Annotated in this window: 14 protein-coding genes; 8 read left to right on the top strand and 6 right to left on the bottom strand. The window is 40.3% G+C overall.

What is annotated here, in order from left to right; translation table 11 throughout:
- The first annotated feature begins 447 nt into the window (after nt 1–447).
- Complete coding sequence (gene hutI, locus F580_RS0104410; RefSeq protein WP_019026481.1) at nt 448–1689, top strand: imidazolonepropionase; 1242 nt, start codon at nt 448–450, stop codon at nt 1687–1689.
- 734 nt (nt 1690–2423) lie between these two features.
- Entirely contained in the window at nt 2424–3392 is a 969-nt protein-coding gene (rluF, locus tag F580_RS23960) for a 23S rRNA pseudouridine(2604) synthase RluF (protein ID WP_083926942.1), read from the top strand.
- Between the two features lie 48 nt (nt 3393–3440).
- Here the strand turns inward: rluF and F580_RS0104395 are convergent, their stop codons facing one another.
- The 3 genes from F580_RS0104395 to uvrA form a co-directional block, all read right to left on the bottom strand.
- Complete coding sequence (locus F580_RS0104395) at nt 3441–5336, bottom strand: propionyl-CoA synthetase (protein WP_019026478.1); 1896 nt, start codon at nt 5334–5336, stop codon at nt 3441–3443.
- A 400-nt stretch (nt 5337–5736) separates the two neighbouring features.
- Entirely contained in the window at nt 5737–6279 is a 543-nt protein-coding gene (locus tag F580_RS0104390) for a GNAT family N-acetyltransferase (RefSeq protein ID WP_019026477.1), read from the bottom strand.
- 93 nt (nt 6280–6372) lie between these two features.
- On the bottom strand, nt 6373–9204 hold the full coding sequence (gene uvrA / locus F580_RS0104385; protein ID WP_019026476.1) for an excinuclease ABC subunit UvrA: 2832 nt from the start codon (nt 9202–9204) through the stop codon (nt 6373–6375).
- 1017 nt (nt 9205–10221) lie between these two features.
- Here uvrA and F580_RS0104380 point away from each other — a divergent pair.
- Nucleotides 10222–11586, top strand: coding sequence for an MFS transporter (locus F580_RS0104380; protein ID WP_019026475.1), 1365 nt, complete (start codon nt 10222–10224; stop codon nt 11584–11586).
- Between the two features lie 142 nt (nt 11587–11728).
- Nucleotides 11729–11944 (top strand): dodecin, encoded by a 216-nt coding sequence (locus tag F580_RS0104375; RefSeq protein WP_019026474.1) that lies wholly within the window; start codon nt 11729–11731, stop codon nt 11942–11944.
- A gap of 279 nt (nt 11945–12223) precedes the next feature.
- On the opposite strand, the gene F580_RS0104370 is transcribed toward F580_RS0104375, so the two are convergent.
- Complete coding sequence (locus F580_RS0104370) at nt 12224–12709, bottom strand: GreA/GreB family elongation factor (RefSeq protein WP_019026473.1); 486 nt, start codon at nt 12707–12709, stop codon at nt 12224–12226.
- 178 nt (nt 12710–12887) lie between these two features.
- Between F580_RS0104370 and F580_RS0104365 the strand changes: the two genes are divergently transcribed.
- The gene (locus F580_RS0104365) at nt 12888–14930 is read left to right on the top strand and encodes an oxidoreductase (protein ID WP_019026472.1); all 2043 of its coding nucleotides are present in this window, start codon (nt 12888–12890) and stop codon (nt 14928–14930) included.
- Nucleotides 14931–15034: 104 nt separating this feature from the next.
- Nucleotides 15035–16363 carry a CDP-diacylglycerol--serine O-phosphatidyltransferase gene (gene pssA / locus F580_RS0104360; RefSeq protein WP_019026471.1) on the top strand — a complete coding sequence of 443 codons (1329 nt, stop codon included), beginning with the start codon at nt 15035–15037 and terminating at the stop codon, nt 16361–16363.
- A 43-nt stretch (nt 16364–16406) separates the two neighbouring features.
- On the opposite strand, the gene F580_RS0104355 is transcribed toward pssA, so the two are convergent.
- Both F580_RS0104355 and F580_RS0104350 read right to left on the bottom strand, forming a co-directional pair.
- Nucleotides 16407–18092 (bottom strand): hypothetical protein, encoded by a 1686-nt coding sequence (locus F580_RS0104355; RefSeq protein ID WP_019026470.1) that lies wholly within the window; start codon nt 18090–18092, stop codon nt 16407–16409.
- Nucleotides 18093–18318: 226 nt separating this feature from the next.
- Nucleotides 18319–19935, bottom strand: coding sequence for an amidohydrolase family protein (locus tag F580_RS0104350; protein ID WP_019026469.1), 1617 nt, complete (start codon nt 19933–19935; stop codon nt 18319–18321).
- Nucleotides 19936–20060: 125 nt separating this feature from the next.
- Between F580_RS0104350 and F580_RS0104345 the strand changes: the two genes are divergently transcribed.
- Together F580_RS0104345 and ssb are read left to right on the top strand one after the other, a co-directional pair.
- A complete protein-coding gene (locus F580_RS0104345) occupies nt 20061–20465 on the top strand; it encodes an acyl-CoA thioesterase (protein ID WP_019026468.1) in 405 nt (134 codons plus the stop codon).
- A gap of 308 nt (nt 20466–20773) precedes the next feature.
- On the top strand, nt 20774–21460 hold the full coding sequence (gene ssb / locus F580_RS0104340; protein ID WP_019026467.1) for a single-stranded DNA-binding protein: 687 nt from the start codon (nt 20774–20776) through the stop codon (nt 21458–21460).
- The last annotated feature ends 91 nt before the right edge of the window (nt 21461–21551 follow it).

Genomic DNA, 21551 nt, shown 5'->3' with positions numbered 1-21551 from the left:
TTTTTTCAAGGTAAAATTTTTTTATTATAGTGAGCTTATACCCAAGTCACCTCAAGATGCAGGATTCAGCTGGAATTAGAAACGCCTTTAGGCAAGGCATTGATTGAAGAGAATAGTTATTCTATTGTCGAAGTCAATAACGTAGCGTAAAGCGTTTCTAAACTAGCCATTCTGGGACGTTTGAGCAAATCATGTTCATCGTTGCATAGTTCATTAAGGACGCTGCATGGATGCAGCTTAATAGAGAATGCAGACGGTACAGGAAGTACCTTATGAGATAATGCAGGAGCAATTATCCTGAGCATATTCTCCTGAACAACCATTAATAAAATACACGCCTTGATCATAAATCGCTCAGACGTCCTGAAACGAGTATCTTGAAGTGGCTTGGGTATAGTTACTGGTTGCTTACATTCATTCTCATCATTTTATCTATTAGGTAGCGGTATGACAAACTTTAAACACTGGCAAACCCTGTATATCAATGTAAATTTAGCAACAATGACCGACGGCAGTAATAGCTATGGTGAAATTACCCAAGCCGCATTAGCAATCAGTGCTGGTAAAATTGCTTGGTTAGGCAAAGAAAGTGACTTACCCGCTGATTTATCAGAAAAAGACCATGATGTTGATATTATCGATGGTAAAGGCCAGTGGTTAACGCCAGGCTTAATCGATTGTCATACTCACCTTGTTTATGGTGGCAACCGTGCCAACGAATTTGAAATGCGCTTACAAGGCAAAAGTTATCAAGAAATAGCCAATGCTGGTGGCGGTATTGTTTCCACTGTTTCAGCGACGCGAAAAGCGAGTGAAGCAGAGTTACTTGCTAGTGCCTTACCTCGTTTAACGGCTTTACATCAACAAGGTGTAACTACCGTTGAAATTAAATCAGGTTATGGTTTAGACACGGAAAACGAAATTAAAATGCTCAAGGTTGCAGGTCTTTTAGCTGATGAGCTGCCAATGACCATCAAACGTACTTTTCTTGGCGCACATGCTTTACCAACCGAGTATAAAGATAATGCCGATGGTTACCTTGATATTGTCTGCAATGAAATGCTGCCACAAGTGGTCAGTGAAAATTTAGCCGACGCCGTTGATGTTTTTTGTGAAGGTATCGGTTTTAGCCTTGAGCAAACCAAACGTGTTTTTGATGCCGCCCAAGCGCATAACTTGCCGATAAAAGTTCATGCCGAACAATTATCAAATCTTGGCGCATCAGAGCTTGCGGCAAACTATGATGCTTTGTCTTCTGATCATATTGAGTTCTTGGATGAAGCCGGTATTAAAGCGATGAAAAAATCAGGCATGACCGCGGTATTATTACCCGGCGCTTTTTACTTCTTGCGTGAAACGCAATTACCGCCAATAGACTTGCTACGCAAACATCAAGTGCCTATGGCCGTTGCCACCGATGCCAACCCAGGCACTTCACCGATTCATAATATTCACCTGATGCTTAATATGGCCTGTACCTTATTTAAGTTAACACCAAGCGAGGCATTGGCAGGTATTACTTGTTATGGCGCTAAAGCACTAGGGTTAACAGAATCTAAAGGTCAGCTTGCCGTTGGTTATGATGCGGATATCGCACTATGGAATATCGAGCAACCAGCAGAGCTGTGTTATCAATTTGGCGTTAATCCACTAACCGCTCTGTACCAAGCAGGCAAGCAAGTTATTTAGCTTTCTTAGCATTGCCGGTGTTTATCGTCTAACTTTGATACTGACTTTGCACTATGGGGTTCTATCTACAAAGCAACCGGCAGAGCTGCGTTCTTTATTAGGGCAATTTGGCGTTAATCTACTAACCGCTCTGTACCAAGCAGGCAAGCAAGTTATTTAGCTTTCTTAGCATTGCCGGTGTTTATCGTCTAACTTTGATAATGACTTTGCACTATGGGGTTCTATCTACAAAGCAACCGGCAGAGCTGCGTTCTTTATTATTAGGGCAATTTGGCGTTAATCCACTAACAAGCTTGTATCAAGCAGGAAAACGAGTTATTTAGCTTTCTTAGCATTACCGGTGTTTAACGTCTAACTTTCACTTTGATACTGAAGTTACCCTATGGGGTTCTATCTACAAAGCAACCGGCAGAGCAGCGTTCTTCATTATTAGGGCAATTTGGCGTTAATCCATTAACAAGCTTGTATCAAGCAGGAAAACGGGTTATTTAGCTGAGCTATTTAGTTAAGCTATTTAACCTAGCCTTTAAATTTGCTATTTAACCCGATTTAACGGAGTTATCGACCCCAGTTAAATCGGGTAAAGTAGCGGCGGTGTAAAAGCCGAACCTCAACGATAAAGGTTAGCCCTGACGCTAGTTGTGTTATTTGCAGATGATTTATACATTAGCATTGCTTTTGAGTATAATAATAGATATTGAGCATGTACTAAAACAAAATGAGCAGCGATTAAATTGACCACATCAACCTCCCCAAAACGTTTAAATAAATACATAAGTGATTCAGGCTTTTGTTCACGTCGTAGCGCCGATAAGATGATAGAAAACAACCGTGTCACCATCAATGACAAAGTGCCGGAGTTAGGCACTAAGGTCTTACCCGGTGATGTTGTTAAAGTGGACGGCTATGATGTTGCGCCAATTAATGATGATAAGTCGGATCGTATCTATATCGTTTATAACAAGCCCACTGGCATTACTTGTACTACAGAAAAACATGTGCGCGGTAATATTATTGATGCGATAGGTCATAAAAAACGCATATTTCCTATTGGCCGTTTAGATAAACCCTCTGAAGGTTTGATCTTTCTGACCAGTGATGGCGATATTGTTAATAAAATATTGCGCGCAGAAAATGCCCACGATAAAGAATATATAGTGACAGTGGATAAGCCTATCAGCGAACGCTTTATTCAGCGCATGTCTCGTGGCGTACCTATTTTAGGCACTATTACTAAACCTTGTATCGTTAGGGTGGAAAGTCGTTTTGTTTTCACTATTGTGTTAACTCAGGGATTAAATCGTCAAATTCGCCGCATGTGTGAATACCTTGATTATGAAGTTTTAAAACTTAAACGTTCACGTATTATGAAAGTTGAACTGGGAAATTTAAGTCCAGGGCAGTGGCGAGATTTAACCAAGGAGGAAATGGTAGAAATTAATGCTGCGGTGCAGCACTCTAGTAAAACCGCGATTGATACCGCTCAGCCTAAAGCAGCATTGAGCCTGGACGAATTGGCCCAAAAAATAGATGAAGATCTTAATATAAGTAAGTCGACTCCGTACCAGTACACGCCTAAAAAAACCACATCAACTAACCAAGATACACCAAAAAAATTGAGCCCTAGTGATATCTGGCCTACTAAGGATAGAAAACCAGAAGGGCGAAATACGCTTAAATTATCGACAAAGAAGCCTACTTAAGCTGAGCTCTAGATAAGCAGGGCTTATGAATAAACACCGTTGCTGAGTTTATACTTTGCTTAGGTTAACTAGCACAGAAGATAGCTCCGCTATTACTTGGCTATCTTCTATGGTCGATGGAATTTCAACTTTTTTGCCATCAATCATTTGCCTAAGTGTTTTTCGTAAAATCTTACCTGAACGGGTCTTTGGTAGTCTATCAATGATGTATAAATCTTTTAATGAAGCTATAGGGCCAATATCAGCTCTAATACTTTGTTTTAGTTCTGCAATGAGGTTTTCATCACTGGTAGTAATACCATTTTTAATGACCACTAAGCCTAAGGGGATTTGCCCTTTTATCGCATCATTAATGCCAACAACGGCACACTCTGCCACAGCAGGATGTGCGGATAATACTTCTTCTAATTCCCCCGTTGATAAACGGTGGCCGGCAACATTGATAACATCATCGGTGCGGCCCATGATAAAAAGATAACCCTCTTCATCAAAATAACCACCATCTCCGGTCATATAATAACCAGGGTAGGTGGATAAATACCCTGAAATTAACTTCGGAGCATCACGGTAAATTGTTGCTAAGCAGCCTGGAGGTAAAGGTAGTTTTATCGCCACATTTCCTTGTTGTCCTGTTGGTACTTGGTGGCCGTTAACATCAAGAATTTGTACATTAAAACCGGTAACTGGAAGTCCAGCAGAGCCTGGTTTGGTGGTCATCATATTGCCATTACCATCATCTAGCGGTGTACTGGCAATAGCCCAACCCGTTTCGGTTTGCCACCAATGATCTATAACGGGGAGTTGTGTTTTCTCTTTAAGCCAATGATAGGTTGTTGGGTCTAATCGCTCGCCTGCTAGGTATAGGCGCTTTAATGATGACAGATCGTAGTCTTTGAGAAAATCGCCATCCGGATCTTCTTTACCCATAGCTCGAAACGCGGTTGGAGCGGCAAATAATGCATTAACTTTATATTCAGCGCAGACACGCCAAAAAGCCCCTGCGTCAGGTGTTTTAATAGGTTTCCCTTCATAAATGATAGAAGTACAACCAGCCATTAAGCAGCCATAAATAATATATGAGTGGCCAACAACCCAACCAACATCAGAAGCGGCCCAGAAAGTATCGCCTGCTTGCATGCCGTAGATATTTTTCATGCTATAGAGCATAGCAACAGCGTGACCGCCATTATCTCTCACCACGCCTTTAGGCTTGCCGGTGGTGCCGGAGGTATACAAAATATACAGAGGGTCGGTGCTCTTAACTGCAACGGGAGATATCTCTACGGCAACATCCATTTGTTCTTGCCAATCAAGATCTCGGTGTTTTATCAGTGATGCTTTAATTTGTTCTCTTTGATAAATAATGCAGCAACTCGGTTTGTGCACTGCGATTTCTATTGCCTCATCTATTAAAGGTTTGTAGGGGATGACCTTCGCAATTTCGATACCGCAACTGGCACTAACAATGACTTTCGGCTCGGCATCATTGATACGCACCGCAAGTTCGTTAGCAGCAAAGCCGCCAAAAACGACTGAATGAATTGCGCCAAGCCTAGCGCAGGCAAGCATGGCGATAGCAGCTTGGGGGATCATTGGCATATAAATGAGTACGCGATCGCCTTTTGTTACCTGCTGTTTCTTTAGTACATCGGCAAACTTTGCCACTAAGCTAGTGAGTTCACTATAAGTAAATTTCTGCTTGTTTCCCGTTACTGGAGAATCATAGATAAGGGCAATTTGTGCGCCTCTGCCTTGTTCAACATGATAATCCAAAGCGAGATAACAAGAATTTAATTCGCCATCAGCAAACCATTCATGCCAAGACTCACTATTTGTCGACAATATTGTTTTTGGTGCTTTATACCAAGCCACAAGCTTGGCTTGCTCTTGCCAGTAACTTTCCGGTGAGGTTATCGCTAATTCTTGTCGCTCAGAGTGGTTCATTATCTTGCCTTTACAATTATATTTATAACGATACTTTAGAACTGTCGACAAAATTAACCTATTAGACTTTAGGCTAATATTTAGCCACAACCAAGGAGTATATTGCAAGTTAATGGTTATATTTAGCTATATATCAAGCGCTTGTTGTGATGGTGCTGGTTTTTTGTTTGTTTTTTTTATATCTTCTTATGAAAAAAACATTTTGAAATGAATGTGCCTGTGAGGGGATATAAAGTGATGTAAATTGAATCTGTCGACAATAATGTTATTGAGGGCAGAAGTGGATAAGTGGTAAAATTTGGAATAACAGCACTGAGTTTATCAATATTAATAAAGGATAAACTCCGTACTGTTATGTTTTTCTAGCATCGCTTACTTACTTACTTACTTACTTACTTACTTACTTACGGACGGGCATTTGATAATGTACAGCGTCAAAATTACCGATAGGATCGGTATGTAAATAAGCACGGACAAAAGTCATACCCATTTTTTTCATCACGCCAACAGAAGCCAAGTTATCGGCCACGGCAAGGGCTGAAACATGGGTAACATCTGAGTTCGCTATCACGGCATTTTTAACGGCTATTGCCGCTTCTGTTGCGTAACCCTTACCCCAGGTTTTTTGGAAGAATCGCCAGCCTAATTCTAAATCTTGAAATTTGGGCGAGTCGGTAAAAAATGCCATCGGGCGGATTAGTACCCAACCTAAATACTCATCAGTTAGTTTGTCTGATACTTGCCAAATTCCCCAACCTTTTTTGCTATCACGGTATTTTTCCATGCGGGGAATAAAAACAGAATTAACTTGTTCCATGCTTGAGGGTTTACCGCCATTAAGAAATTTCATTACTTGTGGGTCTTGATCTATCTGCCACAAAACTTGTGCATCTTGAGAACCCATTAACCTAAACTTAAGGCGTTCACTATTATTGATTTGCATAATAAACCTATTAAAATAGAACGAATAAACCAGACATAACGCAATGTTTTTGCGTTATGTCTATGTGCCTTTATTACTATTGCAGTAAGGGCTTTATGACTGTTGCAGTAAGGGTTTTAAAAATCTCGCGGTATGTGAGGTTGGATGATTTGCTACTTGCTCTGGTGTGCCTGCAACTAATATTTCACCGCCACCCGAACCACCTTCTGGGCCTAAATCGACAATCCAGTCAGCGGTTTTTATCACATCTAAATTATGCTCAATTACTACTATGGTATTACCATGGTCACGTAATCGATGAATAACATGCAATAATTGTTTGATATCGTGAAAATGTAGGCCCGTGGTTGGCTCATCTAAAATATATAAGGTTTTGCCAGTATCTCGTTTGGATAACTCTTTTGAAAGTTTAACGCGCTGCGCTTCACCACCGGATAAGGTAACTGCTGATTGGCCCAACTTGATATAACCTAAACCAACATCAAGTAAGGTTTGCAGTTTACGTTTCACTGCTGGAATGGCTTTGAAAAACTCATAAGCATCTTCAATAGTCATATCCAACACTTCATGGATATTCTTACCTTTATATAAAACTTCTAAGGTTTCACGGTTATAGCGCTTAGTTTTACAAACATCACAAGGTACGTAAACATCGGGTAAGAAGTGCATTTCCACTTTGATCATGCCATCACCCTGACAGGCTTCACAGCGACCACCTTTAACGTTAAAGCTAAAACGGCCTGATTTATAACCACGAGATCGTGACTCTTGCGTGGCGGAAAAAATATCGCGTACCGCTGTAAATATACCGGTATAAGTCGCAGGGTTAGAGCGTGGCGTTCTGCCTATAGGGCTTTGATCAATCTCGATAACTTTATCTAAATGCTCTAATCCGTGAATGCTTTTATAGGGGGCCGGTTCATCAATGGTGGCACCATTAAGCTCAATATGAGCGAGCTTGTATAGGGTGTCGTTAATCAGTGTTGATTTTCCTGAGCCGGAAACACCGGTAATACAGGTCATTAAACCGGTTGGAATAACTAAATTAACATGCTTTAAGTTATTGCCGCTGGCGCCTTTTAGTTTTACCACGGCTTTTTTATCAAAGGTATGACGTTTTTTCGGTATTTCAATACGCTCGACCCCTGAAAGGTACTTACCCGTGAGTGACTCTTTACAGGCTAAAATATCATCCACTGTGCCTTGGGCGATAATTTCGCCACCATGCACGCCTGCTCCCGGGCCAATATCAATAACAAAGTCGGCCGCGCGAATGGCATCTTCGTCATGTTCAACGACAATAACGGTATTACCTAAATCACGCAGGTGTATCAAGGTGCTAAGTAAGCGTTCATTATCGCGTTGATGCAAACCAATTGAGGGTTCATCTAATACGTACATTACTCCCACTAGACCTGCGCCAATTTGGCTAGCTAGACGTATTCGCTGTGCTTCACCACCCGAGAGGGTGTTAGCGCCGCGTGATAGGTTAAGGTAATTTAGGCCTACATTGACCAAAAATCCTAAACGTTCGTTGATCTCTTTTAAGATTTTTTCAGCGACTTGTCCTCTTTGTCCGGTTAACGCTAAACCTTGGAAAAAGGCTAATGCTTCACTAATTGATAGTTCGGCGATTATGTTTAGCGGTGTATCAGCAATAAAAACATTGCGCGCCTCTAATCGTAAGCGACTGCCATTACAGTCTGGACAATGATGTGAGTTAAGGTATTTGGCTAACTCTTCACGTACCGAGTTTGACTCAGTTTCTTTGTAACGGCGCTGCATATTATTGATGATGCCTTCAAATGCATGTTTACGCATCACAACATCACCACGGTCGTTCATATACTTAAATTCAATTTCTTGTTCGCCACTGCCATAAAGCACAACTTTTTGTGCTTCAGTGGATAATTTTTTAAAAGGCTTATCAACGTTAAAGCCATAATGCTGGGCAAGGGCTTGCAGCATTTGAAAGTAGTAAAAATTACGTTTGTCCCAGCCACGTACTGCGCCGCCGGCAAGGCTTAACTCTTCATTGGCAATAACGCGATTACTATCGAAGAATTGTTCAATACCTAAACCATCACAAGTTTGACAGGCGCCGGCTGGATTATTAAAGGAGAATAAGCGCGGCTCTAATTCTTGCATGCTGTAGCCACAATGTGGGCAGGCAAAGTTAGCAGAGAAAAGTAGTTCTTCTCGGTCTGGTTCATCCATGAAAGCGATTTTGGCGGTACCATCGGTTAAGCTTAATGTTGTTTCAAAAGACTCAGAAAGGCGTAACTGAATCTCATCACGCACTTTTAAACGATCAACGACAACTTCTATGGTGTGTTTTTTATGTAACTCTAATGGCGGTGGATCGGATAAGTCACATACTTCACCATCAATGCGGGCGCGAATAAAACCTTGCGCGGCTAGGTTATTAAGCAGTTTTACATGTTCGCCCTTACGCTCTTGGACAATAGGTGCAAGTAGCATCACTTTTGTGCCTTGTTCAAGCTCTAAAACTTTATCAACCATTTGTGAAACGGTTTGTGCGGCAAGCGCTTGACCATGTTCAGGACAACGAGGCTCGCCCACCCGGGCATATAATAAGCGTAAGTAATCGTAAATTTCGGTAATTGTACCTACGGTTGAACGCGGGTTATGAGACGTTGATTTCTGTTCAATGGAAATCGCCGGTGATAAACCTTCAATATGATCAACATCAGGCTTTTCCATTAAAGATAAAAATTGGCGAGCATAAGCAGAAAGCGACTCTACATAACGGCGTTGTCCTTCAGCATAAAGCGTATCAAAGGCAAGAGATGATTTACCCGAGCCAGAAAGACCGGTAATTACCACGAGTTTATCTCGAGGTATTGTTATACTAATGTCTTTGAGGTTGTGTGTGCGAGCCCCTCTGACTACAATACTTTTCATGCGTTTTTAACCCAACTTGCGATAAAATAGAACCGACGATTATGTCACAAAAAATAGGCTATAAAAACTAATCTAGGGCAGAATATCAAATTAAACTGTTTATTTTTACAGTGTTTCATTAGATGCCTAGGAAAGGAAAAACGGAGATATGTCGTTATGCCAATGAACCAACAATTAACATGAAAACCAAGCTACGTATATCCAAGCTAATTCAAGATGGTCGCTTTAGGACGGCTGAGCAATTCAAAATCAAGGCCCGTATTTTATTAATGGTTACTCAGGAGCAATTGTCCTGATGATGAAAAAGGCGATGTAGGGCATGACGCTGCAAGGATGCAGCTTATAAGACAATGCAGGACGCATATTGTCCTGACGCCCCTTCAGCGCTGTGAGCTCGATAGCACTTGAAAGAATGCAAGATTACGTTTTGTGTGGCAGCGACGCAGGATTCCAAAGGAGGCTCGTCGTTTAGCCCCTTTTGGGTGTCGTCGCCACCGCGACAAAGGTTTCAAAAAACACTGAATGTCGTTGCATGACAATTATACCGACAAATTTATAATGCTCTTGCCGGGTGCTTAACACCTTGTTTTCCTTGTTGGGATTTTGTTGTGTTATACCAAGTCCATTAAGTTAGTTCCCATTCAGAGCTTGCCAGCGGTTTGAGAATAAATAGAATTTTTTTGCATATAGTCATTCTATATGAAAGATATTTTGTGCGGTTATCGAATCGCTAGAAAGCTCCCAAAGGGCGAGTACCTAATAAAAGGTAAAGGCTTACAGACTGCGTTATTGATTTTGATAAGGACGCTGCATGGATACTGCTTAATAGAGAATGCAGGCGCATATTATCCTGAGCTTATTCTCCTGAATAACCATTATCTACAATCAATGCCTTACCTTTAAGCCTTTTAACTCTCGCTGAGTGGGAAGAAACTTATTGGAATTGGTATTAGTTTACATGATAAACTAGCGCCAATTTTTACCACTTCTTCATTTATTTTTAGGTTTTAGCGAGTTATGAGTGTTTCAGGTTTAAACCGTATTGAGAAAAAAGCCGCCTTTTCCTTAGCCAGTGTCTTTGGCGTGCGCATGTTAGGCCTATTCATGATATTACCCGTATTTGCCATTTATGGTGAACAACTAACGGGATATAGCCCCATTTGGTTGGGAATAGCCATAGGCGCATACGGTTTAACGCAAGCGTTATTACAAATACCTATGGGTATATTGTCAGACAAGTTTGGCCGGAAACCTGTCATCCTTGCCGGCTTAGTGGTATTCCTTATCGGTAGTGTGGTCGCGGCGATGTCCGAAACTATCTATGGTGTAGTGCTCGGACGAGCAATTCAAGGCATGGGCGCTATTGCAAGCGCTATCATGGCTTTAGCTGCTGATTTAAGTAGAGAAGAGCAGCGACCCAAAGTGATGGCCACCATTGGCATGTTTATTGGTTTATCCTTTACCGTTGCTATGATTTTAGGGCCAATAGTTGCTGACGCCTTTGGTTTAAGTGGCTTATTTTGGTTTACCGGCTTATTAACCATTTTGGCCATGGCGATGATTCAATTCATGGTGCCAAATTCCGTCAATAAAGCCCCTCGTGGTGATAATGTCGCTTTGCCTGATCAAATTACTCGTTTGATTCGCCATCCACAGTTAGCACGTTTAAATTGGGGCGTGTTCATTTTACATATGGCTCTTACCGCTTGTTTTGTCACCCTACCTAAGCAGTTTGTTGATAGTGGTTTGTCTCTTGAGAATCATTGGCAGATATACTTACCGGCATTATTAGGCTCATTCTTTTTAATGGTGCCGTTTATGATTTTTGCAATTAAGAAGCAAAAAGAGAAACCTATGTTCAGCGCCGCAATTACGTTATTGGCGTTAGCTTTATTTTTACTTTGGTTGTTACCAAGTGGCTTTTGGAGCTTAGTGCTATCAATTGTGTTGTTTTTTACCGCTTTTAATTATTTAGAAGCAACCATGCCATCAATCTTATCTCGCATAGCACCCGCTGGCGTTAAAGGTAGTGCCATGGGGATTTATTCAAGCAGCCAGTTTTTAGGTGCTTTTGTGGGTGGTATTGTTGGCGGTTATATTGCTAGTCTATACGATGAAAATACTATTTTCTTAGTGATGGCAATAACCACAGTTATTTGGTTATTGTTAAGTTTTGGTATGCAACCATTAAAAAAATCTAAGAGTTTTAGTTTTTCCACCAATATTTCTGATGAAGAACAAGCAGAAAAAATCGCTGAACAGTTAATCAATATGCCTGGTGTTATTGAAGCGACACTGGTAAATACAGAAGCGGTTGCTTATTTAAAGGTTGATGAGAAAACCGTTGATTTAGCCGCGGTGAAAGCTTTATTACAAAGCTAGATAAGCTAAGAACGCTCTCTTTTTTGTTGAAGACATAGACAATTAAACGCTTTTAACTCGCTATTGTACTAGTGCTTCCCTGCAACCAATGAAAAGCACGCTAAACTAAGGTTTACCTTATATTTCATTTAGCGTGCCTATTATGTCTGAACACCACATCTACAAAAAAATTGAAATGGTTGGCTCATCTAAAGCCAGTATTGAAGATGCCATCGAGAACGCGTTGGCAGAGTGTCATAAAACTGTCAAGAATATGGACTGGTTTGAAGTGATTGAAACTCGTGGCCATATCGTTAATGGTGCTGTTGGTCATTATCAAGTTACCTTAAAAATTGGTTTTAAAATAGCCTCAAGTTGATTGGGCGCTATTTACTTATTTAACCTCAACTCTGGATAATGAATGTTAATTTTTTTAAGTACTTATTTATTATCAATCACATAGCATAAACACCTATGCTATAAGTTTATTTATTCGTCTCAATATTGATAGTTTTGGTGAAAACAAGGCGGTATTACGTACCCAATAATTGGTTATTGGTAGGAATTCCAACGCTGATATCGCCTAAAATAGCTTTTTGAGTAACTTTGCTTATCCAGAGTTGAGGTTATTTAAGATGACTTAGCTTGATTTTTTTATTTATTTTAGCTCAGTAATGTAATCTTCTAGCTTGTTCGCGCCGAGCATGATGGTAATGTCATCATCTTGTTGCTTGCCAATGAGCGCTGTGCCCATCGGGGATTGGGGGGTAATTATGGTGATGTTTTGCTCGGCTAACTGGCAGCGAAAACCGCCAGCTGCAGGGCCGATAAAAAACCAATGATGAGTTTTAAAATCTGCGGATAATTGTACTAAGGCACCTAAAGTTATATGACTATTGCTGTTGAATTCAATAATGTCGAGCGCTTTATAAGCCTCAATAGATTGTTGGAATTCAGCCACTCGCCTAGACAGCCCTTCAGCTAAATAGCTCGCTTCTATCGCTAGCGTATCATATTGCGTTTCAGCAACACTTTGATCATCAATGGCAGCGGCATGTGCATCGTTTGCGGCATCAATGGCTTGTTGAAGCTCTTGAGTTAACGCGGTAATAACAAGTTCTATGAGCTGTTTTTTATTGGGCATAAATTGTACTTTACCGTTATTTTAAATGATTTAAGCAAGCTGTCGGTGATTACTTTGATTAACCTCTTCCTTAAGTCTATGTTAACGAAATGATTTTAACATAGCTTGTGTTTTTAGCTAAATTTCAGTAAATTAATGACCCTATATTAACTGGTACGACCAATAGCAGAGCAAAATTATGACAACAACTGCCTATCCAAACTTATTAGCGCCATTAGACCTTGGCTTTACCCAATTAACTAATCGCGTCCTTATGGGATCCATGCATACCGGCTTGGAAGAAGAACGCGGTGGTTTTGCAAAATTAGCTGCATTTTATCAAGCAAGAGCAAAAGGCGGCGTAGGTCTAATTGTTACCGGTGGTGTTAGTCCTAATTTACGCGGTAGAATCGCACCTTTTGGTAGTGAATTAAGTCATTTTTGGCAAGCCCATAAACATAAACAAGTCACCGACGCTGTTCATAAATATCCAACAAAAATTTGTTTACAGCTCTTACATACCGGTCGATACGCTTATCATCCTTTTAGTGTTGCGCCGAGTAAGATTAAATCGCCCATTACCCCGTTTACTCCGAAAGCTATGTCGGTTAGGGAAATTAAATCAACCATTAAAGATTATGCTTATTCGGCCAAGTTGGCGGCGAAAGCTGGCTACGATGGCGTTGAAATTATGGGCTCAGAAGGTTATTTAATTAATCAATTTGCCTGTCTTAGAACCAATAAACGTCAGGATGAATGGGGCGGTAGTATTGAAAATAGAATGCGACTTGGTATTGAGACTATTAAAGCCGTGCGGGAAAAAGTCGGCGAAAAATTTATTATTATCTTTCGTTTATCCATGCTCGATTTGGTCGAAGGTGGTAATAGCTGGGAAGAAGTTGTCACTATGGCTAAGGCGGTTGAACAAGCCGGAGCGACGCTCATTAACACGGGTATTGGTTGGCATGAAGCGCGCGTACCCACGATAGTCACATCAGTGCCTAGAGCTGCCTTTACTTGGGTAACTGAGAAAATGAAGCAGGAAGTCTCTATTCCGCTAATTACCACTAATCGCATTAACACCCCTGAGGTCGCTGAACAGGTGCTAGCATCTGGACAAGCTGATATGGTCTCGATGGCAAGACCTTTCTTGGCCGATGCTGACTTTGTTAACAAAGCCGCTAATAATAAAGCCGATGAAATTAATACCTGTATTGGCTGTAACCAAGCGTGTTTAGACCATGTGTTTGCACAAAAACGTGCCTCTTGTTTAGTAAACCCGATGGCATGTTATGAAACCGAACTTGTTTTAGAAAAAACGAAAAAAGTAAAAAAACTTGCGGTCATAGGGGCAGGTCCCGCCGGTTTAGCCTTTAGTGTTTATGCGGCAGAGCGTGGTCATCACGTTGAGCTATTTGATAAAATGACTGAAATAGGCGGACAGTTTAATGTTGCTAAGCAAGTGCCAGGCAAAGAAGAGTTCTTTGAAACAATACGCTACTTCAATAAACAGTTGAGTTTGCTCGATATTAAAGTGCATCTTAATAGCGAACAAAGTGCAGATAAATTAATTGCCGCAGGTTTTGATGAAGTGGTTCTTGCCACGGGTATTAAACCGAGAAAGTTAGGCATAGCGGGTTTAGAAGAAGGCTTTGCTAGTCAGAAGGTACTCACTTATTTACAAGTGTTAAGAGATAAAGTTGAGGTGGGTAAAAATGTTGCCATTATCGGTGCAGGTGGTATTGGTTTTGATGTCGCGACTTATTTAGCAGAAAAGTCACTCACTAATGATCCGGATGCTTGGCTGAAAAATTGGGGCGTTGATAAAGATTATCAGCAAAACGGGGCATTATTAAATAAAGCAGATATACCCAAACATACACCATCGAGAAATATTACCCTGATTCAGCGTAAAACCACTAAGGTCGGCAAAGGTTTAGGTAAAACCTCTGGCTGGGTTCATCGAGCTAATTTAGTTAAAAACGGTGTAAATATGGTTGCCGGTGCAACTTATAAAGCTATTAACGATAAGGGCTTATTGATTGAGGTTGATGGCAAAGAACAATTGCTTGAAGTCGATCATATTATTATCTGTGCAGGGCAAGAGTCTAATCGAGACTTGCAACAAGCATTACTTGATGGTGGCTTACCTGTACACCTTATTGGTGGTGCTAATGTTGCTGTAGAGCTTGATGCGAAACGCGCAATTCGTCAAGCAGCCGAATTAGCAGTAGTCATTTAACGACAATCAGCACTTATCATGCAGTTAACCGAAGAAAAATCCTATATTTCTTCGGTTTATTATTGATATACTGTCGCGAATTAATGATTTTTAGATAGAGCACAGTGCAAGAAATAATTGTCGATGGTGGTGATATAGAATTTTTTACCACGCCTAAAGAATACAAACAGCAGTTGTTGCTGTTAATTTCAGCTGCGCGTAAGCGTATCTTCATTACTGCTTTGTATTTACAAGATGATGACGCGGGTAGGGAAGTCCTTCATGCGTTATATCAAGCGAAAGCAAACTTTCCCGAACTTGAAATTAATATCTTTGTCGATTTTAACCGTGGTCAACGTGGCTTAATCGGTGAGAAGGCTAGCTTAGGAAATCGTGCACTTTATTTAAAGTTAGCACAGGATTACTCGCAAACTATTAACATCTATGGTGTGGCCGTAAAGCGTAAAGAAGTTTTTGGTGTTTTACATCTTAAGGGCATGGTCTTTGATGATAAGCTTTTCTATACTGGGGCAAGTATTAACGATATTTACTTACATCAAGGTGAACGTTATCGTTTAGACCGATACTGTACTATTAATAGCCGAGCATTAGCGGATAGTTTTTGTCATTACTTAACCGATAACTTTATTGATTCCGGGCTAGCGCCACTGCTTAATCAAGCCTGGCTGCCTGACGCTGTTGAGCAAAAGAAAACCCTTGCTACTTTGAAAGCTAGATTAAAAAAATCTAAATATAGTGTAGCTCAACAACAAGACCTTACTCAGTCAAAACTCGTCAGTGAAAAAGCCTTTATTACGCCACTGGTTGGTTTTGGCCGCCGTAAAAATGAACTCAATCAAGCGACTCGAAATCTAGTCCAAAAAGCTAACGATAATATTGTGTTATTCACACCTTATTTTAATCTCCCTCATGCGCTTGCCAAAGATGTTATTAGAGCATTAAAACGTGGTGTTAACATCACTGTCGTTGTTGGTGATAAGACTGCCAATGACTTCTTTATTGGCAATGATGAAGAATTCAGTACTATCGGTATTATTCCTTACGTATATGAAATGTTACTTAAACGTTTTGTTAAACGTTATCAGAGCTTTATCGATCAAGGTTTGTTGAATATTCATTTGTGGAAAGATAAAGATAATAGCTTTCACCTCAAAGGATTGCGAATTGATGATCGCTACCATTTGATCACCGGCAGTAATTTAAACCCACGTGCTTGGGCACTCGACTTAGAAAATGGCTTACTTGTTGATGACGCTAATAAGCATTTTTTACAAAAAACGGATGATGAATTAATTGGCGTTTTGGTGAATACCACTAAAATAATACATTTTTCTGATATTGATTCAGTTGATGATTACCCAGAGAAACCACAGAAGCTGTTAAAAAAGATACGTATCGCCCAAATTGATAGGGTTTTAAAACGTTTCCTTTAGTCGGTAGCTTTTTTAGCTAATTATTTTAGGGCCAAATAATTAGCTAAAAAGATTTCTTTGCCTGCACTCTAATTTCAAAGCTATTAATGTCTGGATTATCACTTTGCGGAAAAGCAAAGTCGATATGAATAATTGGATTATTGCCACCTGAGTGAGGAGAGTGCAATCTTAAGCCTAATCCAACGGAGCCTAACCAACCATGCTCTATATTTTTAACGGTAGAGTTGCCGTAAGTTCTCCCTGCATCGGTGAAAGCAACAGCGGCTAAATCAAACAATTTGAACAGGTTAATTTCAGGATAGTATCTGATTTCAGAGGTGAATTTAATGCTATTTTTTCCGTGTTGATATTGCAAAGGAAAACCACGTAAACCGGTATTTCCCCCCATAGTTACCGGCTTATCTAAATATTGATTTTTACTGACAACATTGGTATTACTTAAATAAAATCCCCAACGTTCATTTAGCTGATAAAAATATTCCCCACTAAGTTTTACCAGTAAACGACTATCTCTTTGCTGATAAATATCATTCGCTAAGACTAAATCAAATAGTAACAAGGCATTGTCATGTAGGTTAAAGCCCTTTTTTACCCGCATTTTCCATATCGTCCAAGCCGAATTGTCTTTATTACCATTGCCGATACCAAGGCGAGAGGTCAGTTGCCAACCATGATTAAAGTCTTCAATTTGGGTGATCAAATGCACATTGGTCAGTTTTCTAAAGTCCTTTTCAATATACTCAAAAGCAAGCCAAGAATAGAGTAAATCTCTATTCTCAGGGCGCACAGTGGTTAACGGCGGGTTGGTTAAGTCACTGTTATCGTCAATAGGTAACGTCGAAAAAGTATCTTCATTTTGGGTGAAACCGACACGATATCTTAGTAAGCGTTTATCACTGTTAAAATCCAACCAAGCATAGCTAACTTCTTTATAGCTAATATCGTGGCCATAAACACTTTGGTTTTGACCATTTTGAAAAATAGTATCGTGACGAGTTTCTTCATTGAAGCCTAAGTTATAGGAGGTTTTGGTATGAAAGCTGGCAAAAATTTTATGTAGAAATAGGCTATGTTGCTGGCCATCATCATTGTCGGCATACCTCAATTTAATATCGGTGTTTTGTTTTTGAAAAAGAGGGATGGTGGCGTGTATTTTGTAACCCGAGCGTTGGGTGTTACGGTACGACTCTATTTCTGTATCTATACCTAGGCCAAACAAGTTGCGTTCTTTTATACCAAAGCTATAGGTATTTATACCGCCCTTGCGGCCAAAACTGATCGTTGGCATTAGTGACCAATTATCCCAGGTGGTAATAGTAATATTTTCCATGGCATCATCACTAGTGACTTTGGCATCTCTTAAGTACTTCCGGCTACGTAAATACCGCTCGAGCTCTGCCATGTCTGTAAGGGTCTTTAGGCACTTATTAATAAAGAAACTGGCTTCATTTTCTAGGGTGAATATTTTAGTATCAATGTGAATTGCATTTGCCCAACGATGTAAAAAAATGATGTCTTCTTCAGTTTCATCAAAGATAGTTTGTGGTTTAAAAATTACTTTGGGTTGAGGGAGATCACACAAGGTGTTTTTGTCTGAGGGCTCAACCGCAGCGTTATTGAATGTTTGTTTACTGGTTGGCTCACTGGCTTTTTCGGGGGATAGTTCGGTGGCGGTAACATAACCACTGACAGTCGTTAGTAGCAAGCCGGCCACCCATAATACGGACATGCTGATTAATGCACTATCTCGCCAAATAAGTGAAATACTTGTTACGTTCTTTGGCGATATGATATGACTTTTTTTAATTATTGTTTTTATTTTTGTTATAGCTGCTAATAAAATCAGTATCTCGTACCTGAGTTGAAGGAGTAAATGAGTGATGCATTTATCAATCACTCATTTAACTATAGCGTTAACTATTACAATCGACATTGTTTATTGAAGCTTTTATCGATTAGTTTTTTGCTCGTTTAACACTTTCAATTTTCTTTATTTTAGCTTCTTCAACCATGGTTCTTACTTGTGCTAGTAGTAGTTTGGCATCATAAACAATACCGTTTTTTATGGTGTAATTAACGCCGCCTGCGCGAATAGGCTTATTATTTTCATCTAAACGAAAATGGCCGGTACCATAAAGTACTTTAAAGTTACGCAACGGGTTTTCGCCTACTATCACTAAGTCTGCTTTTTTCCCGACGCGAATAGAGCCAATTTCATCTGCCATACCCAGTGCCTCAGCGCCGTTGATGGTTGCAGACTGAATAACTTCTAAGGCATTAAAGCCCGCTTCTCGAAGTAATTCTAATTCTCGGATATAGCTAAAACCATATATTTTAAAAATATAACCTGAGTCTGAGCCGACGGTCACTCGACCACCGTGGTTTTTATAGTCGTTAATAAAGCTCATCCATTGTTGGTAGTTTTTCTTCCAAGCTATCTCATTATCGGTGGTCCAATCAAACCAATATGAGCCATGAGCATTACGGTTCGGTTGAAAGAACTCCCATAAGGTAGGCAGAGTATAATCTTTATGCCAATCGGCATTCATATCACGCATTAAATCGCGATTGGCCTCATAAATGGTAAAGGTTGGGTTGAGGGTAAAATCTAAGCTGAGTAATTCATCACGCACGCTTACCCATTTTTTGCTGCCTGGCTTTGCTGCTTGTTGCCATAATTGACCGGCTTCAGCAAACCTATGTTGTTCGTTATTATAGTTATAATCGGGTGAGTAATTTTGAATGTGCTGATGTTCAAATAGCGCTTCAGGTAAACCATACCAATGCTCCATTGTTGTCAGTCCTAAGCGAGCAGAATCGAGCACGTTCATGTTCGTTACATCGAGCTGTGCATGATGCATCATACTTTTTAAGCCATGTTTCTTGGCTTCGGTTAGTGCTGCGGTCATTATCTCGGGAGTAGAGCCAAAAAATTTAATACCTTTCGCGCCTTTTTTAGCAATAGACTTTACCCATTTTTTCGCTTGCTTTGGCGTGGTTATATTTTCATCCAAGCCTAAGCCAAACATAAAGTAGGGCACGATGCGTGGGGCGGCAATGCTATTATTCTCACTGCGTTTTACATGCTCCATCACCCAATCAATACCATTAAAGCTGCCCGGCTCTCGTACGGTGGTAATACCGTGTGCTAACCAAAGTTTAAAGACATACTCAGCGGGAATATTATCGGCACTACCGCCAATATGGCCATGCATATCTATAAAACCAGGCATTACGTATTGACCTTCGATATTAATTTCCTTATCTCCTGGTCGCGCTTCTGGTCTACGTGTTGGCGCAATAGGTACTCCTGGGTTGCCAACATTGACGATTTTTACGATGCGATCATTTTCAATGACAATATCCATGGGACCACGTGCGGGTGCCCCTTCGCCATTAATAATAATGCCGCCACGAAGAATAAGCCTTTTATAAGGCCCATTACCCGCCGTTCGGTCAGGTGCTTTGGCATCTCCAGCAGCAAAAGCTGAGTGGCCGCTAATTAAATTAACCGCTAACGTGGTTGCTACTACAACAAGTACATAGCTAAGTAAGGACGGGAGTTTATTCATGGGCTTATCTCTAATAAGGCTGATATTTTTAATAATTATAAGATACTATATCTTATAATTAAACGTAATATTAACTTCCTTCGAATGAGTTACCCTGTGGTTAATAGCAATAAAAAAGGTCAATTATGTTCAGTGAGAAAATGATGCCACACTTTAGTGATACCGATGCGTTAGGTCACATTAATAACACCAAACCACCCGTGTGGTTTGAAGGGGGGCGAACGCCAATATTCCAATTTTTCACACCAGACTTAGATCCGAAGAAGTGGCAACTTATCATTGCTAAAATAGAGGTTTCTTATCATGGGCAACTGTTTTATGGTCAAGAAATTGAAATTAAAACCTATATCAGCCGCATTGGCGGTGCTTCATTTGATGTTTATCAAGAGTTATGGCAACACGGAGAAAAATGTGTTTCAGGTACTGCCGCTTTGGTGAACTTTGATTATAAAGCGCAAAGCTCTATAAAAATACCTGCTGACATTCGGGCACAACTGAGTGAACATCTGCTTGAATTAAAGGCATCTTGATTGAGGGTATTTAAAGAACGATAGTCAAATTATTATGCTTTGCTGTTAAGTTGTTGTGATCACAATTAATTTGTCGGCATGATAATCACGTTGTTGTTCTAGGGTTACGGCTATGGAATTTGCTGTAAGTTTTCTAAAAGATCCTAAAATAAAATAAATGGCACTTTTAACAAAAAATCACTCGAATTTGATCGCCGCGCACTATAGAATTACCCTCTTAAACTAAATTTTAAAGACAATCTTTCTTTCTATATGAATAGATAAAGAAACGGCGTATGTCTTAATTGCTCAATTAATAGGATATTTTCATGGCGGGTGTAAATAAAGTAATTATAGTAGGTAACTTAGGTAAAGATCCTGAGGTACGTTTTATGCCAAATGGCGGCGCAGTAGCAAACATTACCGTAGCAACGTCAGATTCATGGAAAGATAAGCAAACAGGCGAACAAAAAGAAAAAACTGAATGGCATCGCGTTGTTATGTTTGGCAAACTAGCTGAAATTGCGGGTGAGTACCTTAAAAAAGGTTCAAAAGTATATCTTGAAGGTTCTTTACAAACACGTAAATGGACTAACCAACAAGGTCAAGATCAATATACTACCGAGATCGTTTTACAAGGTTTTAACGGCGTAATGCAAATGTTAGACGGTAAATCGTCTCAAGGCCAGAGCAGTGGTTTCTCTAACCAAGGTCAGCAACAAGGTGGCTTCCAGCAGCAAGCACCACAACAGTCAGGTGGTTTCTCTCAGCAGCAAGCACCAGAACAGTCAGGTGGTTTCTCTCAGCAACAAGCACCAGCACAACAAGGTGGTTTTGCTAGCCAAGGTCAACAAAAACCAACGCAACCAGCGCCAGCTCAACAAGGCGGTTTCTCTCAGCAACAAGCACCAGCACAACAAGGTGGCTTCGCTAATCAAGGGCAGCAACAGCAACAAGCGCCTAAAGTAAACCCACAAGAACCATCAATTGATTTTGATGATGATATCCCGTTCTAGGCTCCGGGTTGTCTTTTTTGTAAAGACATTCTAAAGTAAATTATATAAGACCTCGTTAATACGGGGTTTTTTTATACATAAATATTGGTTA

This window comes from Colwellia piezophila ATCC BAA-637, from assembly GCF_000378625.1.
Lineage (GTDB): Bacteria > Pseudomonadota > Gammaproteobacteria > Enterobacterales > Alteromonadaceae > Colwellia > Colwellia piezophila.
Note: the sequence above shows the minus strand (reverse complement) of the source record. Positions and strands in the feature narration are given on the sequence as shown.

What these genes read in the sequence shown, in the direction of transcription:
- uvrA (WP_019026476.1), bottom strand. Translation starts at nt 9,204, where the DNA reads ATGAAAAGTATTGTAGTCAGAGGGGCTCGCACACACAACCTCAAAGAC.
- F580_RS0104380 (WP_019026475.1), top strand. Translation starts at nt 10,222, where the DNA reads ATGAGTGTTTCAGGTTTAAACCGTATTGAGAAAAAAGCCGCCTTTTCC.
- F580_RS0104370 (WP_019026473.1), bottom strand. Translation starts at nt 12,709, where the DNA reads ATGCCCAATAAAAAACAGCTCATAGAACTTGTTATTACCGCGTTAACT.
- F580_RS0104350 (WP_019026469.1), bottom strand. Translation starts at nt 19,935, where the DNA reads ATGAATAAACTCCCGTCCTTACTTAGCTATGTACTTGTTGTAGTAGCA.
- F580_RS0104355 (WP_019026470.1), bottom strand. Translation starts at nt 18,092, where the DNA reads ATGTCCGTATTATGGGTGGCCGGCTTGCTACTAACGACTGTCAGTGGT.
- F580_RS0104390 (WP_019026477.1), bottom strand. Translation starts at nt 6,279, where the DNA reads ATGCAAATCAATAATAGTGAACGCCTTAAGTTTAGGTTAATGGGTTCT.
- F580_RS0104365 (WP_019026472.1), top strand. Translation starts at nt 12,888, where the DNA reads ATGACAACAACTGCCTATCCAAACTTATTAGCGCCATTAGACCTTGGC.
- F580_RS0104375 (WP_019026474.1), top strand. Translation starts at nt 11,729, where the DNA reads ATGTCTGAACACCACATCTACAAAAAAATTGAAATGGTTGGCTCATCT.
- hutI (WP_019026481.1), top strand. Translation starts at nt 448, where the DNA reads ATGACAAACTTTAAACACTGGCAAACCCTGTATATCAATGTAAATTTA.
- F580_RS0104395 (WP_019026478.1), bottom strand. Translation starts at nt 5,336, where the DNA reads ATGAACCACTCTGAGCGACAAGAATTAGCGATAACCTCACCGGAAAGT.
- F580_RS0104345 (WP_019026468.1), top strand. Translation starts at nt 20,061, where the DNA reads ATGTTCAGTGAGAAAATGATGCCACACTTTAGTGATACCGATGCGTTA.
- ssb (WP_019026467.1), top strand. Translation starts at nt 20,774, where the DNA reads ATGGCGGGTGTAAATAAAGTAATTATAGTAGGTAACTTAGGTAAAGAT.